The organism is Undibacterium sp. GrIS 1.2, assembly GCF_040544435.1.
Taxonomy (GTDB): Bacteria; Pseudomonadota; Gammaproteobacteria; order Burkholderiales; family Burkholderiaceae_D; genus Undibacterium.
This window is the reverse complement of the sequence record NZ_JBEONP010000068.1, coordinates 1-17,518: the sequence shown is the minus strand read 5'-3', so window position 1 is coordinate 17,518 and position 17,518 is coordinate 1. Positions and strand designations below refer to the sequence as shown.

Sequence of the window (17,518 nt, the reverse complement as noted above, 5' to 3'; positions counted from 1 at the left end):
TTTCGACTGGCTGGTCAAAAGGCAGAATGCTATCGCATCTGACCCTTTGACTTTTTATTCAATGTTGCTCTTCGTACTTGAATCCGCCGTATATTATTAAAGATAATGGGGGAGTATATTAAATTTAACCTATCAAACTGTCGATAAATCACGATGAAATTAGGTATAGATCCAAAAAGGGGGGGCTGTATGATCGTCGGCTCACTCAGCGTGGGTTGTTCTTTTGTTTATGCGAGGTTATTTTTGGCAGACAAGAATATTTCCGCTGTAGCGCTGTCGACCTATCAAATTGGCTTGGGATTGCTAATGCTATTGCTCGTTACCGATCTTAAGGGCATCGAGCATATCCTCGAAGATAAAATAGCTCTGACAGGATTAGTGCTTGGACTAGGACTCACTGGCACAGGTTTGGCGTATGTACTTTATTATTTTATCGTTCAGCACTTGGGTGCTGTAAAAGCCGCAAGTGTGACTTACATACCGCCAGTAGTTGCACTGATGATCGGGTGCTTGTTTGCTCACGAACCATTAAGCACAATCAACGTCGCAGCAATCTTGTGTATTTTAGGTGGGGTTTAATAATTGCAGACTGGGAAGCGTTAATTGTCCTGGTCAAGACTAGATAGACGCGTCGCGAATCTAATTAGCCATACCCCATCGCTTAAAATGCGGTATCCAATGAGCATTAACAATTTTATTAAAACCACTCGGTGTTGGGTGCAATTCGTTTGCCCAATCCTCTTGATATCCGTCGTCCGTGCGTAGCGTCCCTGGCGAACTCACAAATACAACATCATTTTCCCAATCGTTGAAGCTCGCGAGCGTTGTGTTCAGTCGAACAATCAGCTCTTTGATTACTGCGATACGATAAATTAAATCAGGATTCACTTTCGATTGATCTAGTGCCGGCTTTAGCCATGGTCCGTTGAATTGAATACCGGCTAACGTAAAACCTCGGCCATCAGGTACAGGATAATCATAACCGTTGATGAAAATGGGGCGAGGCTGTGCAGGAAGGTCTTTATATGCCCATCGTATTTCATGGATCAGTCCACCCATTGCAGTCACGATGATGCGTAACAGATTATCGATACCGTCAGGATCAATACAATCCTTAGGGTCAGGAATGTTAGAGCAATTGCTGCGCAGAGCAAGATGATAGTCAACGGCGTCGTTGCCCGCACCGCTAATCATAAATATGTTGAAAAAACCTCGGTTTGCTGATTTTAAATACTCTTCTACAAACGGCGCGTATTTACCGGCCCCGACGTATTGCTGGAGTAGGGCGCCGTTATAACCTACCGCTTGTATATTTTTATATGCGGGTAGCATTAATGGATGGTTTGAGATCGACTCGAGGATATTGTTGTTTGGGTACCAGAACCAACTGTCACCTATTGCTAATATCGAGGGATAGTTCCCCTCTACCCACTGATCTACTGTTCGATATACCGTCATATTAATCTCCCGCAATTTAAATGATGACTATTTGTTTTTCATTCATTTTTCGTAGTCTGAATCCATTGAGTTGACCAGTTCGCGGACCAATATCAATGCTCATACAAGAAAATACGGTCAACACATTGACCGGTTAACAAAAATATCAAAGCCTTCACTACAACCTCGATTATTGAACGGTGGCAGTCAAGCCTTCTCTCTTACCCCACCGTAACATTAACTCTGCCAGAGTCTTCACGCTATTGTTAACGCCCAGCCCGTGTGGTGGAATATCAAGTACACGGCTACCAACGGCAACACATCCTCTCAACTGAAAGGGCCAATTGGCATTATGAATCTCGCAGAGACTTCTACCCTGTTTACCAGAGGGGATCATTGCCGGTGTGCCAAAAATACCTAGGCTAGGATTATGGAAAACAACCGTCGCACCATGTGCGGGCGAATCATAAGGAATGAGTTGATAGTTCCCGACGGGGATGCAGGATGCATTAGGAAGATTGTTATTCCACGGCTGTTCGCAAGTTGCACAAAATTGTTTGCCATCGATAAACATTATTCCAAACGTTCCCTCGGCGCCAGAAAGAGTTTGGTCACGAACAATGAGGATCTGCATAGGTGCTTTCTGGTATCTGGACTATCGCATTGGGCAGCATTCAAATAACCGAATATGCTTGTTTATGAAAAAAAGAGATCAAGCATGTTTGATATCAAAAAATATAGTCTATTTTCAAAAAAGTGCAAATTTATTATCTTTTGTGAGACTAGCTGCTTACGACAAGTCTTTTAGGTAAGTTCAGAACTTCACATTAATAGTGGCTCGTAACGATTGAACTAACGCATGTTCCCTGTAGAGGATCGGTCTTTTAAAATCGTTAAAATTTCATCAACAAATGATTGTTTTTAAACAAGCAAATGATGAATATTTCCCTGTTATCAAGAAATGAGGCCATTTCTACAACGGTTTATAAATTATTAAATAAACTAGCTTAATTTATAATTAAATTAAAAATAACGGAGTAATATCTTATTAGAATTCTGTAGATTTTCAGTCGTTAGTGTCGATTATTTAACAGCAAACGGAGAGACCAAATCATGTATTCATCCAATGTAAAAAACACTGTAAGACTGATCGTCGTTATTGCCTGCGGTATCTCAGCAAATGTATTTGGGTGGGGTGGCGATGGTCATAAAACGATTGGAGCGATCGCAGATCAAATGTTGGCTGGGTCGCCAACAAGTAAAAAACTCAAAACATTACTTCAGCCTGGGGAAAGCTTATCGAGCATTTCCACTTGGGCTGATTGCGCAAAAGGTTTTACCTATTGCCAGAAAGAGCCCACCCCAGAGCAAAAAGCCTTTGCTACGGCGAATCCGCAGCATCATGATTATCATTACACCGACATTCCCATCGACAGCGTAAGTTACAGCGAGGCGACTTACGGAAAAACGGATCACGATGTTGTGCAAATTCTAAAAGAGAGCATTAGTACTTTACGTGGGAATCCAGGCACGCATCAGTTTTCTAAACGCGAAGCACTGATGTTATTGACACATATGCTCGGCGATCTGCACCAACCCTTACATGTAGGCGCCGTCTATCTGGATGCCAACGGTGCCATCCAAGAACCAACTCAGCCATTGATCGACTCTAAAAAGGTATTTGCAACAGAGGGCGGCAATAAATTACATATTAACGGGACTACGCGAGTCATACATGGTTATTGGGATAGTGACGCGGTAAAGACGATCATGCGTAGAAAAAAAGTGATTGATCCGGCTCATTTAGCAACGGCTTTGCTTGATGCGAACTCGAAACCATTACAAATCAAAGGTGACTTGGATAAAGCAATAGAAACATGGGCCGATGAGTCTCTTACAGACTCCAAATTAGCATTTGATGGTGTTGCGATTGGCAATCATACGGAAAACTATAAAGACCCAAAAGGAGGGGCAACCGACGGATGGGCGATCACGCTTCCGACGATTTATCCCAAGCTAGCTTCTGACATTGCCAGCGATCGACTACTCTTAGCCGGAAAACGATTAGCGGCAGTGTTAGCTCAGATTTTGAAATAAATTCAGAATAAAGTAAAAATGAGATTAACAATGGTTCATCACTTTGATAAATCCATCAAACTAAACCAACACATATTTTTAACAGGAGATTAAAACTCTATGAAAACGTCAATTTTAAAAAAACTTAGCATAGGATTATTTCTAATTTGTACGACAGCATGGGCAGATGACAAAGCTGCTTGTGATGCAGGTAAAGGAACATTTCTTACCGGCACAGTTACCTCAGGTCCTAAATTTAAAAGCGGTAAATTTCTGAAAGGCGTCGAGCTTTCACATACACATTTGATGGTTAAAGTGGATGGGATAAATGACCAATACGATGTCGCGATAGACAATGTGTTTGCTAACGGTTACGTGAAGAATAGCAAAAAAATTCCTGATTCTTTGAGCCAGATTAAGGTTGGTGACGCTCTTGAGCTTTGTGGTCAAGAGTACACCGATGGAACAAAGGGAATTCATTGGGTGCATACCGATTGTAAGGAGCCACCAAGTCCCAGTAAACCAAATGGTTTTATAAAACTTATCGGAAAAGATGGCACGGCTGGAGACAATTTGGAGAGCTTAGAAACTTATTGCGGTCTTTGGAATTCAACGAAGAAATACTGACTTGCTATAGATGCGCAAGCGAGCTAAGGCGCATCTGAACCCGAACGGCAGGTTTGGTGCGCTTTTTTAACAATGACGTGGGAGCGGATATGTTTGGAAGTCAGGTTCTTGAAACGGCAGTGGGTTTGGTATTCTTCTTCCTGTCTTTATCTATCCTCGTGACAGCAATACAGGAATTTATTGCAACCGCTCTGAGATTAAGAGCAAAGTCATTGAATGCGGGTATTTCCGATTTGTTAGAGCTACAAAAAAATTTGGATCCTGTGATTCAAACAATAATTCTACACCCCAGAATTTCTCCCCCAGATAAAAAATTATCCTACTTATCATCACAGGGATTCGCCTCCACGGTGGTGCATGTTCTCAGCGGAGCAGGGGACGCTTCCCAAACTCAATTTGAACGATTAAATTTGGCTATTCATCAGTTGCCTGATGGTAGATTCAAAAAAATTTTGTTATTAGCAGTAGATCGTGCCAACCATGACCTTAAAGTAGTTGAACAAGAAATAGCAGAGTGGTTTGATGAATCAATGGACCATGTTGCAGGACAATTTAAAAGATTTAGCAGTTACTTGAGTTTTGCTTTAGGTGGGATTCTGGCATTCGGATTAAATCTGAATGCACTCGCTGTCTGTAATGCTTTGTGGCAAAGTCCGGTACTTCGGGCACAAGCTATTGCTGCGGCATCAGTAGCGCAAGCGCCCTCGGTAATGACGACGGCATCTTCTGATCAAGTGTTAAAAATGTTTGGATTCCAATATTTTTTTATTAGTTTTCCAACAGGAATCACCTTACTGGGTTGTTTGATTACGGCCTTTGCCATCAGCATGGGGGCGCCATTTTGGTTTGATTTTTTGCAAAATATTCTCAAATTAAATGTCAGAGGTACAGGAGATAAACCAGCACGTTACGACTCACCTTAAATGCAGATTAACAAGGTAGTTATTTAGTAACAGTGACTATTTGGTTTCAAATAAACCCTGAGCTTTAAATGTGATCTAGGAGCCCAAAATGTTGACCAAAACACCGAATGGTTTAGACGAGATTATTGATGTCTTTGGTAGCCTCGACACCCCTAATTTTGAGGCTAAATATATTGAAGCTTTTACGCTTCCTTATCCTTTGTTCTATGAAGGAACTAAAGTGACAAGGGCACGATGCCACTATTTGATCGTAGAGAATTTTCAGCAAGCGTTTGAAAAAATTAAAAATGCTGGATTGCAAGAACAAGTCAAAAATTACAGCGGTATCTTTAATAATCGCCCAATTCGTGGTGAATCAAAACATCCATCAACTCATTCCTGGGGAATTGCAATCGATTTGGAAGCAGACAAGTACCCACTAGGAAGTACACAACGCTTTCCTGACAACATTGTGAAAGTATTCGAAGATGCCGGATTTTTTTATGAGGGCAATTTCGTATCAAGAAAAGATCCAATGCATTTTCAGCTTTGCAAAGGATATTGAAAAAGAGTGCTGTGAGTTTTTGTCCGCTCCGATGTAAGCCGTTCGCGAATTTTATGTTTCATCCTGAAGCTTGGGTTAAACGATGACTAAGAATTACTCACCTGATGAATAATTTCTTGTTTTTTCGATAAAGTATTCTAAAGTGAATTTAGTGTTGAAAAATACACAAATCAATAAAAAATATTGTAGAAGCTTTACATATCCAGTCTTATTTAGCTAATAAAAGGTGTTAATCATGACAGCGCGCCAGAGAATATTTATTGCAGGGGGCAGGTCTCGGAGCACTTTTGCCGATTTTGATCTTATTACTTACATTTGACCCTGAGTCTATGGGGACAAAAATAGAAACTTTAAGTATTTATAATATTTTGGGATGGGTGATGCGTGCACTCGCCTTATTTGTTGCCGGTGCGTTAGTGGGTTGGCTCAATGCGAATGAAAATAGACCGATTACTGTGTTTCAAATAGGTATCTCAGCACCTGCTCTGCTCGCATCATTTGTAGTTGGAAGTGCATATAAGCAACCAGAAAATAAGGTTTCGCAAGCGCAAACTTTGTCTCCAATATCGATGCCTCAAAAAGAGAGAATAGAAACCGGTAGTATCACTTCATTTTTATCAGCAGTGCACAAGCTCAATCTCCCGTCAGTAATATAGCTGCGCCGCAGAAATCCCCAAGCATAATGCAACAAATCTATCAAGGATTTACTGGTCAATATGCTGCAACGCCAATAAAGACTCTAGGCGCAGCTCCTCCCCAAGCTCAGATATTGTTGGTATGGGAAAATGCCTCTCAAGGTAATGTTCCTGCCAAAGCTTTTCAAGCTGGAACAGAAAAAATCGGCAAAGAAGATCTGCCTATTTACATTTGTCGTGCTGAACATATGGATGGGGTTCATCCAGGCAAAATAAGGAAAGGTCTGGCTGGTTGTGATATCACTTTCGGCCACCATGAACTATCGATACCGGTATATCAAGTTCTAATTAGCAGCGCACCGTTAAAATGGACTGCATCTCTTAACGGTGCAGTTCCAGAGAATGCCGTTGTTGGAGGAAAAGATATTCCACCTGCTAGTGAAGACCTTTATCTTTGCAGAGGATCCTATCCCAATGAAAACGGAGTCCATCCAGGAAAAATAAGAAAAAACTTTGGTGGCTGTAGCATTGGCTGGGGAGGGCACATTGCTATCGTAAAGCAGTATGAGGTACTCACTGAGTAAATCAGAGCCCATCGTATGAATATAGTTGTGGCTAAGAATTATCAGATATTGAAGCGCATCAGAGCAATAAGTTCCAATTTGCGGACTTAACTACAGCCAAAGCTTTGGCGTTGGCTCTGTGCGGGGCCGGATAAAACTAGATCTTTTCCATTGCTATCAGTTTCAGCGTGGTAGTCGAAGGTATTCCAGCTGAAAGCGGCGACGATGCCATATTTTTTTCCTGTGTTTTGCAGGGCACACCACTGATTTTTTAAATCCTCTTCCAAAATCATGTAGTCCGCTATGGCTGCGCGTGGACTGGCTCCAAGAATGGCATCAAGTTCGGCGGGTGAGCCTATATTTTTTAGTAATAACTTGATGGTATTGTTAGCTGACTTACCATTGTTGAAGCGAACAATAAAATCCGATATCGGTTTAGCTCCATCGCCATATCCGGCTCGGTATAAATTATCTACTTCTATCGATTCAACACCTAAAGGCTGTAGATCGATTAATTGTTGTTGCAACTGTTTAAAAAAGCCGGTCTGGTTCCACTCCTTCATCCAATTGGCATTATCGTCTTGGCAGTGATCACCAACCGGTACAGAATTGCTAACATAGAGCTTGGCTGCGTTTTGCACACGTAAGCATTCATCTGCACTCCAGCTATTGCCAGTTGGCCCGCCCGGTCCTTCCAAATAAATGTGCAGGCGCCACCCCTGGGCGCGTAAATTTTGTACTCGGCTCAAAAATTCAGTTGAACTAGTATTCCCACCCGCATCTATTCCTGCAATCACGTTAGTGTATTTTGCCAGCGTAGCCTTGGCTTGGCTTGTAGTTAAAACTGTCAGTGGGTCGTGGCCGGAACTGAAATAAAAATAGGTTTGATTGCTGGATGTAGGTGTTAGAACAGGTGTTGGTATTTGGGCTGGCGTTGTAGAAGGTGAGCCACCGCCACCGCAGGCAAGTAGTAAGCTGCACAAAATCAAACTAAAGACAGCACGAGTACTTATACTTAGCATAGCAATAATATTATTAACATTAAAAGTGGAGCGAATTATTTAGCTTTAAAGAGAACACTAAAGTATGATTTTTTCAGATTGTGCAGCAGCGTGGAAAGCGTTTCTCGAATCACTAGCGTTGGCGAAGTACGCCTGAATACGTTGTACATTGTAAACCGGTTCGTGACATGATGAGTAACCGATGTTGCGTTCATTATTTTGAAAACTCTTCATACAATAGCTTTCAATTAGTGATTTTACTAACATCACTCCCGCTGCTTAGTTTTTCGCATAATTTATATTATGTTAAATTAAGAATTAATATCCGAAGGTGGTATAGCTTGAATGCTGATTCATATTGATATATATTCTCATTATCATTTAGCTTTCTCTACACGCAGGATTAATCATGAGCAGTTTGTTGGCTACACCGTCTAACTCCACAACCTTGGATAAGCTTCAGGTTGGCGATTCTGCTTTAGTGACTGAAGTTTCTGAAAATATCATTGCCAGCGCAAAATCTAGTTTTGATGTGGTTCGTCGCTTGAAGGAATTGGGCTTTGTCAAGGGCGAATCAGTAAAGATTTTACACCGGGGTTATTTTGGCGGTGAACCCTTAGCTGTTCGTATCGGGCAATCTACTTTTGCCTTGCGCCGTTTTGAAGCCGCATTAATTGGTGTTGCGAAGGCTGGAATTGCTTAATGAGTCATGCTGAATTTGTTGTCGAGTTGCTTGCACCACGCATCGCATTAGTTGGTAACCCTAATTGTGGGAAAACGGCATTATTCAATCGTTTAACTGGCGCACGGCAAAAAGTTGCTAATTATGCTGGCGTAACGATTGAGCGTAAAGAAGGTAAATTTCGCTCGCCAACTGGACGCACATGGCACGTGTTAGATTTGCCCGGAACATACAGTCTGCATGCCATCACCCCAGATGAAAAAATCACGCAAGATGTGATTACTGGTCAGCGCGCCGATGAGGCTATTCCCGATGCTGTCGTATGCGTTGTTGATGCGACAAATTTAAAGCGCGGATTACGTGTCGCTCTGGAACTGAAAAATCTTGGTATTCCGATGATTTTGGCAGTCAATATGATGGACGTCGCGAGAAAACGCGATATTAATATTGATATCGCTTTACTCCAAACCAGCTTGGGTATTCCAGTTGTTGAAACCGTTGCAGTTAACCCTGACGGTATTGATTTATTGCTGGGCAAGTTAGAAATCCTTGCTGGCACGCTCAAACAATCTGAAATCACGCCATCTACAAAATCGCTTACTGCTGTAACACCCGAATCAATACAAATAGAAGCCAACACCATACTGGCGCGCTGCGTTTCTTACGACGCCAGCAAAGATCATCACTTTAGTTTTAAGTTGGATAGCTTTGTCCTGCATCCATTAATTGGGCCCGTGATTTTTGCGATATTGATGTTTTTGGTTTTTCAGGCTGTATTTGCGTGGGCACAATTGCCGATGGACTTCATCAAATCCTGTGTGGACGCAGCGGGTGCTTTTGTTGAATCGCATATGCAAGTTGGCATGTTACAAGGTTTATTGGTCAAAGGTGTTATTGGCGGTGCTGGGAGTGTATTGGTATTCCTGCCGCAAATTGTGATTCTGTTTTTCTTTATTCTTGTAATGGAAGACTCCGGTTATTTGCCTCGTGCAGCGTTCTTATTGGACAGAGTCATGGGTAAAGTCGGTTTGTCTGGGCGAGCTTTCATCCCCCTGTTATCTAGTTTTGCTTGTGCAATTCCGGGCATCATGGCGACACGGACAATACAAAATCCGCGTGACCGCCTAGTAACAATTATGATCGCTCCGCTCATGACTTGTTCAGCACGTTTGCCGGTTTATACCCTGATTATTGCAGCATTTATTCCTGCCAAAATGCTCGGTGGCTGGCTTAATTTGCAAGGCTTAGTTCTATTTTTATTGTATTTGGCCGGCATAGTGTCTGCAATGTTGGTGGCTTTTGTACTCAAGAAAAAATGGGGCTCATCGGAGCAGCAGCCTTTGATGTTGGAACTACCGGATTATCGCTTACCTAACTCCAGAAATTTGATGATTGGCCTTTGGGAGCGCATTAAGATTTTTGTTACTCGGGTCGGAACAATTATCTTGGCATTGATGATTCTGCTATGGTTTTTGAGCAGTTTTCCTGGCGCTCCAGAAAATGCGGCTCAGCCGCCTATTTATTACAGCATTGCCGGCATACTGGGTCGTATGCTTGAAGTCATATTCGCACCAATCGGATTTAACTGGCAAATTTGTATCGCTCTTGTTCCAGGATTAGCAGCCCGTGAAGTCGCTGTTGCCGCACTAGGAACGGTCTACGCGTTATCACAATCTGGCGATGACTTATCGAATAGTCTTCAGCCCTTGATCGCGCATTCTTGGAGTGTACCGACTGCCCTATCGTTATTAGCCTGGTATGTATTTGCACCGCAATGTATTGCTACATTAAGCGTTGTTAAGCGTGAAACTAATACTTGGCGTTATCCTTTATTGATGGCGGCTTATCTATTTGGTTTGGCTTACTTTGCCTCATTCGTCACTTACAACGTCGCTAAACTATTACTGGGAGCGTAATGTGCAAACTCTGATCACGCTATTACTTTTAAGTATCGCTGCTGTGTATTTGTTCTTAAAGTGGATGCCCGCCTCCGCCAAACAAAAACTAGTACTTTGGATCTTTCAATACTCCCCTTCCCTCGCAAAGTATTTGGGTGCGCCTGCTAGTGGCTGTGGTAGCAGCTGCTCATCGTGTGGCACATGCTCGACTTCCTCCGCATCCGATAAAAACACTGTAAATGAAAAGCCAGTGAAATTCATTCGCCAACTTTAAGCATTGATTCGAACTTGCGCAAAACCGACCCAACTGAGTTATAGAACTTAGTCGTACTAAAAAGTACTAACTTCGGCACTATGCCTTGCTAGGGCAATTTTCCGTAAGTCTTGTTAAAAGATCAGTCTAAGATTTTAATTCTAATTTTGATATTAATTTAATCACTGTATAAAGTGGTCAGTAAAAATTAATTGGTGTATTCTCTGTGGCAACTACAAGGCAGTCGTTGCGCATCGTTCGCTTAGACTGCTATAAATATAAATACATATTCTTGAGACAAACTAAGGCCTTCATACGCATATGAGCGTGACTATTTACGATAAAAGCGACAAAGGTCGCGAAGAGATTGCAACTCGCAAATACCAACTGCCATCGCGGATGAGAACCTTGCTTGTGATGGTTGACGGCAAGCAAACGGTCGATGATCTGCTTAAAAAAGTTGCAGGCCTTGGATTAAATGCACAAAGCATTCAGGACTTAGCCGATCAGGGTTTTATTACGCCGCCTTTATTTGCAGAGCCTGCAGCAAGCTTGACTACGGTTGATTTAGATATCTCAGATAGCATGTCCGAGTCAGTTGATCGCGATTTACCTGCTACCGAACTGATGGATGATGCGACTCGTATTCAGGCCTTAAAGAATTTTTTTAATGAAACCATCAAAATAACCTTGGGCTTACGTGGTTTTACTTTGCAGCTAAAGGTGGAACGTTCTGCGACTTTAGAAGAGTTCCGCGAACTACGGAATCCCTATATTGAGGCAGTGTTGAAAGCAAAAGGTAAAGAAATGGCTCGCAGTCTGAGAGATCGCCTGGATCACCTGCTTTATGCCGGGGATCCAAAATTAGAGAAAATTGTTCCAGATGATGATTAATCAAGACTGAAAAAACAAAAAGCCAGGAATCTCCTGGCTTTTTGTTTGGGTCAAACTATTGAATAAACTAAGTTTACTCAATACCTTGGCTGCTCAAATATTCTTCATAAGTGCCACGGAAATCGATGATGTTATTTTCTTTGATTTCTAAAATACGGTTTGCCAGCGAGGATACAAACTCCCGGTCATGCGATACAAAAATCAGTGTGCCGGCATATTTTTCGAGCGCGATATTTAAAGATTCGATCGACTCCATATCCATATGATTAGTCGGCTCATCCATCAATAAGACGTTATGACGGCCAAGCATTAACTTGCCGTACATCATGCGGCCTTTTTCACCACCGGACAATACTTTGACTGATTTTTTAACGTCGTCGCCGCCAAACAGCAAACGCCCTAATATTGATCTCACTGCCTGATCATCATCGCCTTCTTGGGTCCAGCGACCTATCCAATCCGTCAGATTTTTATCCTCAGAAAATTCCTCTGTCGGATCTTGTGGCATGTAGCCGACATTGGCATTTTCCGCCCATTTCACCAAACCTCGATCTGCACTCAGTTTGCAAATTTCTTCGCCACCGATGCAACGCAATAAAGTCGTCTTACCGATACCATTAGCGCCAATAATCGCAATGCGTTCGCCTGCTTCTACCATCAAATCAAGCTTGCTAAACAAGGTTTTGTCATAGGACTTAGACAAGCCCTGAACTTCCACTGCCAACCGATGCAATTTCTTTTCGCCGTCAAACCGGACAAAAGGATTCTGGCGACTTGATGGCTTAACGTCTTCAATTTTAATCTTGTCGATCTGTTTTGCCCGCGAAGTTGCCTGGCGCGCTTTTGATTTGTTCGCTGAGAAACGGCGTACAAAATCTTGTAATTCTGCGACCTTCTCTTTCGCCTTCGCATTGTTCGACATCTGCTGGGCACGTGCTTGCGAGGACGCAAACATATACTCATCATAATTGCCTGGATATACCTTCAAAGTTCCATAATCCATATCTGCCATATGGGTACAAACTTGATTCAAGAAATGTCGATCATGCGAAATAATGATCATGGTCGAGTTACGGTCATTCAGCGTATCTTCTAACCAGCGAATAGTATTGATGTCCAAGTTATTCGTTGGCTCATCCAGCAGCAAAATATCAGGATTAGAAAACAATGCTTGTGCCAATAACACCCGCAGTTTCCAACCTGGCGCAATGCCACTCATCAAACCCTGATGTTGATCAGTCGGAATACCCGCACCCAACAACAACTCACCTGCTCTTGGTTCCGCTGTGTAACCATCATATTCGGCGAATTTTGCCTCCAGATCGGCGGCTTTCATGTAGTCGTCGTCAGTTGCTTCTGGATTAGCGTAAATCGCGTCGCGCTCGGCCATTGCCGCCCACATTTCTGTGTGCCCCATCATGACTACGTCTAATACGCGCATGTCTTCAAACGCAAATTGATCCTGGCGCAATTTGCCCAGACGTTCATTTTGATCCAACATGACGGTGCCGCTAGATTGCTCTAAATCACCACCCAAAATTTTCATGAAAGTGGATTTTCCACAGCCATTGGCACCAATCAAGCCATAACGATTGCCGTCACCAAACTTGACGGTAATGTTTTCAAACAGCGGCTTAGGGCCAAACTGCATCGTAATATTTGCGGTAGAAAGCATGTGTGTATTTTTACTCTTCTCTTAATAATCAATAACTTGTGCGATAGTTTTAAACCAAATTAATATGGATTAAAGACTAATTTTGATCTAAATTCATTCCAAATCAGCAAATCTGAACAACCGTATTTGCTCAAATAATGAGATTTTTTTCAGCTTAAATAAGATTTTACCCCAGCTCTGCTACTGCTTATGACGTTTATGCTGCATTGGCATATAACAATAGTGCAATAAAGTATTTTTTGGCACTATACTCAGTTTGCTCAAAAGTTGTTATGCGTGTTTTTTTTAAACAGAGAAGCGTATGGAACTCAATGCGACAAACCAATTAGACCAACTAGTCAAGCCAAACTGCTCTGGTTCAATAAGAAATATCAGGCGGCATTTCATCACAACTTTTTCCCGTTCATTTGCAGTAATTTTCTTAATTGCCGCCATCATCACCGCACTTATACCTACGCCCTCTTCCGCACAGAAGATATCTACGGTAGACCTGCTCTGGGATGGCCCTGTCGAAGGTCCGGTAAAACAGCCTGGGAAAAAGATTGTTTTTATTTCTCAGGACTTCAGAAATGGTGGCATTACCAGTGCCTACCGGGGCTTATATCTGGCGGCCATAGAACTTGGCTGGGAATTGAGTTTAGTCGACAGCAAAAATGATGTCGCCATTTTACGTGCCGAAATTAATGCCGCGATTCAGTCACATCAAGATGCCATCGTATTTGGTGGCATGCAAATTACGGATGAGCTTCAAGACTTGGTTGCAATTGCCAAACAGGCCAAAATCGTCTTGGCCGGATGGCATGCTGCCGAAAAACCCGGACAGACCAAAGACCTGTTAATTAATATCGCCACGCAGTCTGATGAAGTCGGTAAAAAAGCTGCTGAATATGTCATCCAAAATAGTGGCGCTGAGGTCGGCGTTATTATTTTTAATGACAGCCGCTTTGCCATCGCCAACGCAAAAAATCTGGCGATGGTCTTAAGCTTGATGACTTGTAACCGATGCAAAATCTTGTCGATCGAAGATATACCTATCCCCAATGCCAACAAAGAAGTACCGGTGGCGGTGCAACGGCTTGATCAGCTTTATGGGAAAAAATGGACGCATACACTGGCAATCAATGATGCGTATTTTGATGCGATGAATGTCGCACTAAACTTAATTAGCCGTAAAGACATCAAAAATATTTCGGCCGGTGATGGCTCTTATATCGCGCTTAGCCGCATCAAATCCGGCAGCTCCCAGCAAGTTGCAACGGTGGCAGAGCCATTTGGCATACAAGGCTGGCAATTGGCTGATGAACTTAACCGTGCTTTTGCTGGTCGGCCTTTGAGCGGTTATCAAAGTAAGCCAATATTGATTACCGCTCAGTTATTACAACAGCTTAAAGGTGCCGATATCGATTCTGGAATACCCTACAAAGAAGCCTATTCATTGATATGGAGAGGCAAGACGCCATCCAAATAAAGCTATCCTGCATCGGGTAGTTTTATATCACTTTAAAAAATCAGCACATAAGCTACAGCCATTGCAAAGCATAAAAACGGTACCGAATAGTAATGAAATGTCAGCCAGGCTTTGCGATTTTCTGCCATGCGCAAGGCGATCAGATTTGCCAAAGAGCCAACCACAAAACCAAAGCCGCCGATGTTTACGCCGTAGGCTAATACACGCCAGTCCTCAGAATACTCTGCCAAAGCGATCGCAGCCGGTACATTACTGATCACTTGTGATGCGGCGATACTGGTCCAATACAAATGCCGTGTGATATTTAAATCTAGTCTGGAGATTAAATGATGGACTACATCCAGACTGACGAACAAGCGTAAGTCGACAAACATCAAGATAAATACCAACAGCAAACCCCAATCAACCTGGGTCAATACCTTGGGGCGCAATAATAAAAAAATTAAAATCACCGCAGTAATTGCCCATACGGTCTGGTGCAAATCGGTGGCGATCAAAAATGGAATATACAGTGCGATCGAGGCAATAAATAGAGGGCGATCAAGCGCTTGCACCGTTGATTTATCTTGATTTTGTGTGACAGCTTGATTCGGAAAAATTACGATCGTCAGCGCAATCAGTGCCACCACCGACAGCAGCACCAAGGGCAGCATATGCAAGACAAACTGGCCGAAGGATACGCCGGACAATTGCCATAGAAATAAATTTTGTGGATTACCAATTGGCGTTAATGCAGAGCCAGCGTTGACAGCCAGTGCCTCGAAAATAATCAGCTTGGGCGCCGACATACCGTTTAAGCGACACACGCCTAGTGTGAGTGGCACGACAACGAACAATGCCACGTCGTTGGTTAATAGCGTTGATAACATCGCTGCCGCCATCACAAAACATAGTGCAGTCGCACGCTCCGTCGCCATCAAGGTGATCAGATACAAACCAAGGCGATGCAATGATCCGCTGATCTCCAGCCCTTTAGTCAAAATCAGCAAACCAGTTAAAGCAGCAATTGTTGGCCAATCAACCAGGCTGGGATAACTGCTGATTTTATCTGGCGCGATCAAGGTCAGCACGATCAAAGCCACAAGTAAAATCAGCAATAAGACGTCCTCAATCAGTGCGGATACGGTGCGTTTTAAATGATGCTTGATGCAATCTGTCAGGGTTGGTGTAAGCATGGACGATATTCTTGGTTCGTTCATTTGAGGTCTATTAATTAATATACTCCCCATTATATTTTAAAATAATGCCTCATTGTCCAATGATTATATGGACATCTACAATATACTCGTATGGTGTATCTATACAGGACGAACGTGGCAATAGATAAGGAATATGAGTTTTACGATAATCCACATGCCATTTATTTACTAATTTGCTGTTGAAGCGGCTAATGTAGGCTGCTTTAATTCTGCCTCTAAAGCCTGAACTCGCTGCAGCAATGTAAGTGCCAGGCTCAGCCCATTACGGTCAAGTTGAAAGTCGTCGCGCAGTCTGCGTGCCATTTTGACGGTCATCACATAGTGAAGATAAAAAAACCTCGGATTAGCGTTGCGATCTTGCGGAACAATAATCTCATGGTTAATTAAGTCCTCGATTTCTTCCAAGGACAAACCTGAGACTTCGATCAAATGATCGATTTGGCAAACATCAACATCATTCAGCCAGATGGATTGGTCTATTTCTCTGTTCATGAATGTGCCCCTGATACAAAATGCTGACGTGGATTAAAGTCAGATGCCGCCGCTAATTGCTCAAATAGTTCCTGCTCGCGCGGAGTGACCGTTTTTGGAATCTGAATTTGGACGACGGCATATAGCGCACCTATATCGCCATTAGCGGATGACAGACCACGCTTAGCCAGCCGTAATTTTTGTCCGCCGATGGTACCTGGCTTGATGGTCAGTTCTACTGCACCTGCCAGAGTTGGGAGCTGTATGGTTTTACCTAACACCGCCTCCCAAGGTGTCAGTGGCAGATCCATATACAAATCGCGACCACTCAGCCGATACAGGGGATGCGATTGAAACACCAAGGCAACAAATAAATCGCCAGTCCGTCCGCCATTTATACCTGGCCCACCCTTGGCGACTAGCCGCAAGCGTTGACCGTCCACGGCTGCTTTGGGAATCGTGACGCGAAAAGTGCGTGCCACTCTATGCGCCAAACCATTTTGGTCATACTCAGGCAACTCAGCACGGACATCAATTTCTGCGCCGCTAACAAGCTGCTCCAATGATACGGATGCAGTAATCTCATAATCTTGCCCGGCTTGCGGCACAGCTTGTCGCGGCTGATGAGTCCGTCGCCCACCGCCAAAATTAGCAAACAGATCGGATAAATCAACATCATTAAAATCGGCTTCACCCGCATTAAAATGCTGCTGCCAGTCCGGTGGTGGCGTAAATTTTTCACCCGATGGACGCTTACCCAAATCGTCGTAGGCTTGTCTCTTCTCAGCGTTTTTTAAAACAGCATAGGCTTCCCCTATCTCCTGGAATTTCTCTTTACCTTTTGGGTCTTTAGAAATATCGGGATGATATTGATGAGCAAGTTTGCGATACGCCCTCTTAATATCTGCTTCTGTCGCCGTGCGCTCCAATCCCATGATCTGATAATAATCTTTGAATTTCATTAGAAGCCTTGAGTGATCGCCAGGTGCTGGATAGCTTCTGATTTTAAATGGGATACCAACAAATATGCGTGCGGCATCGCACCGACTAGTCAAATTAGTTAGCGTATTTTTGATTTGAGATCTTTGCACGATAAAAAGCCAAGCAGAGTGTTTACCTCAAATGAGACAATAGCAACAGGATAAATTTAAAGAGTGGCAATCATGGCGTGG

At 43.0% G+C, this 17,518-nt stretch carries 18 protein-coding genes; 11 read left to right on the top strand and 7 right to left on the bottom strand.

The annotated features are described in order from the left end of the window. The first annotated feature begins 153 nt into the window (after window positions 1-153). Window positions 154-579, top strand: coding sequence for an EamA family transporter (locus AAKU61_RS20125; RefSeq protein WP_354335165.1), 426 nt, complete (start codon window positions 154-156; stop codon window positions 577-579). A 60-nt stretch (window positions 580-639) separates the two neighbouring features. On the opposite strand, the gene AAKU61_RS20120 is transcribed toward AAKU61_RS20125, so the two are convergent. Both AAKU61_RS20120 and AAKU61_RS20115 read right to left on the bottom strand, forming a co-directional pair. Beyond that, window positions 640-1,458, bottom strand: a complete 819-nt coding sequence (locus AAKU61_RS20120; protein ID WP_354335163.1) for a hypothetical protein — start codon at window positions 1,456-1,458, stop codon at window positions 640-642. Between the two features lie 169 nt (window positions 1,459-1,627). Next, entirely contained in the window at window positions 1,628-2,071 is a 444-nt protein-coding gene (locus AAKU61_RS20115) for a DUF5675 family protein (protein ID WP_354335161.1), read from the bottom strand. Window positions 2,072-2,550: 479 nt separating this feature from the next. Between AAKU61_RS20115 and AAKU61_RS20110 the strand changes: the two genes are divergently transcribed. From AAKU61_RS20110 to AAKU61_RS20085, 6 genes are all read left to right on the top strand, one after another. Continuing rightward, window positions 2,551-3,534 (top strand): S1/P1 nuclease, encoded by a 984-nt coding sequence (locus AAKU61_RS20110; RefSeq protein ID WP_354335159.1) that lies wholly within the window; start codon window positions 2,551-2,553, stop codon window positions 3,532-3,534. 99 nt (window positions 3,535-3,633) lie between these two features. Continuing rightward, a complete protein-coding gene (locus tag AAKU61_RS20105) occupies window positions 3,634-4,140 on the top strand; it encodes a hypothetical protein (protein ID WP_354335157.1) in 507 nt (168 codons plus the stop codon). Window positions 4,141-4,229: 89 nt separating this feature from the next. Next, a complete protein-coding gene (locus AAKU61_RS20100; RefSeq protein ID WP_354335155.1) occupies window positions 4,230-5,063 on the top strand; it encodes a hypothetical protein in 834 nt (277 codons plus the stop codon). 88 nt (window positions 5,064-5,151) lie between these two features. Further along, window positions 5,152-5,607, top strand: a complete 456-nt coding sequence (locus AAKU61_RS20095; protein WP_354335153.1) for a M15 family metallopeptidase — start codon at window positions 5,152-5,154, stop codon at window positions 5,605-5,607. Window positions 5,608-5,894: 287 nt separating this feature from the next. Beyond that, complete coding sequence (locus AAKU61_RS20090) at window positions 5,895-6,263, top strand: hypothetical protein (protein WP_354335151.1); 369 nt, start codon at window positions 5,895-5,897, stop codon at window positions 6,261-6,263. A gap of 26 nt (window positions 6,264-6,289) precedes the next feature. Beyond that, window positions 6,290-6,826, top strand: coding sequence for a DUF3421 domain-containing protein (locus AAKU61_RS20085; RefSeq protein ID WP_354335149.1), 537 nt, complete (start codon window positions 6,290-6,292; stop codon window positions 6,824-6,826). 86 nt (window positions 6,827-6,912) lie between these two features. On the opposite strand, the gene AAKU61_RS20080 is transcribed toward AAKU61_RS20085, so the two are convergent. Then, a complete protein-coding gene (locus AAKU61_RS20080) occupies window positions 6,913-7,827 on the bottom strand; it encodes a hypothetical protein (RefSeq protein ID WP_354335147.1) in 915 nt (304 codons plus the stop codon). A 388-nt stretch (window positions 7,828-8,215) separates the two neighbouring features. Here AAKU61_RS20080 and AAKU61_RS20075 point away from each other — a divergent pair, with 388 nt between their 5' ends. The 3 genes from AAKU61_RS20075 to AAKU61_RS20065 all read left to right on the top strand — a co-directional run bounded on the left by AAKU61_RS20075 (window position 8,216) and on the right by AAKU61_RS20065 (window position 11,533). Next, window positions 8,216-8,509, top strand: a complete 294-nt coding sequence (locus AAKU61_RS20075) for a FeoA family protein (RefSeq protein WP_354335145.1) — start codon at window positions 8,216-8,218, stop codon at window positions 8,507-8,509. Continuing rightward, complete coding sequence (gene feoB / locus AAKU61_RS20070) at window positions 8,509-10,404, top strand: ferrous iron transporter B (RefSeq protein WP_354335143.1); 1,896 nt, start codon at window positions 8,509-8,511, stop codon at window positions 10,402-10,404. Before AAKU61_RS20075 ends, feoB begins: the two co-directional genes overlap by 1 nt. Window positions 10,405-10,960: 556 nt before the next feature. Next, entirely contained in the window at window positions 10,961-11,533 is a 573-nt protein-coding gene (locus AAKU61_RS20065) for a hypothetical protein (protein ID WP_354335141.1), read from the top strand. 73 nt (window positions 11,534-11,606) lie between these two features. Here AAKU61_RS20065 and AAKU61_RS20060 read toward each other — a convergent pair whose 3' ends face one another. Next, on the bottom strand, window positions 11,607-13,208 hold the full coding sequence (locus AAKU61_RS20060) for an ABC-F family ATPase (RefSeq protein WP_354335139.1): 1,602 nt from the start codon (window positions 13,206-13,208) through the stop codon (window positions 11,607-11,609). Between the two features lie 301 nt (window positions 13,209-13,509). Here AAKU61_RS20060 and AAKU61_RS20055 point away from each other — a divergent pair, with 301 nt between their 5' ends. Continuing rightward, complete coding sequence (locus AAKU61_RS20055) at window positions 13,510-14,676, top strand: substrate-binding domain-containing protein (protein ID WP_354335138.1); 1,167 nt, start codon at window positions 13,510-13,512, stop codon at window positions 14,674-14,676. Window positions 14,677-14,708: 32 nt separating this feature from the next. Here the strand turns inward: AAKU61_RS20055 and AAKU61_RS20050 are convergent, their stop codons facing one another. The 3 genes from AAKU61_RS20050 to AAKU61_RS20040 all read right to left on the bottom strand — a co-directional run bounded on the left by AAKU61_RS20050 (window position 14,709) and on the right by AAKU61_RS20040 (window position 17,308). Beyond that, window positions 14,709-15,851, bottom strand: a complete 1,143-nt coding sequence (locus AAKU61_RS20050) for an SLC13 family permease (RefSeq protein WP_354335136.1) — start codon at window positions 15,849-15,851, stop codon at window positions 14,709-14,711. 192 nt (window positions 15,852-16,043) lie between these two features. Further along, window positions 16,044-16,367, bottom strand: coding sequence for a chaperone modulator CbpM (locus AAKU61_RS20045; RefSeq protein WP_354335134.1), 324 nt, complete (start codon window positions 16,365-16,367; stop codon window positions 16,044-16,046). Further along, on the bottom strand, window positions 16,364-17,308 hold the full coding sequence (locus tag AAKU61_RS20040) for a DnaJ C-terminal domain-containing protein (RefSeq protein ID WP_354335132.1): 945 nt from the start codon (window positions 17,306-17,308) through the stop codon (window positions 16,364-16,366). The genes AAKU61_RS20045 and AAKU61_RS20040 overlap by 4 nt, the downstream gene beginning before the upstream one ends. Between the last annotated feature and the right edge of the window lie 210 nt (window positions 17,309-17,518).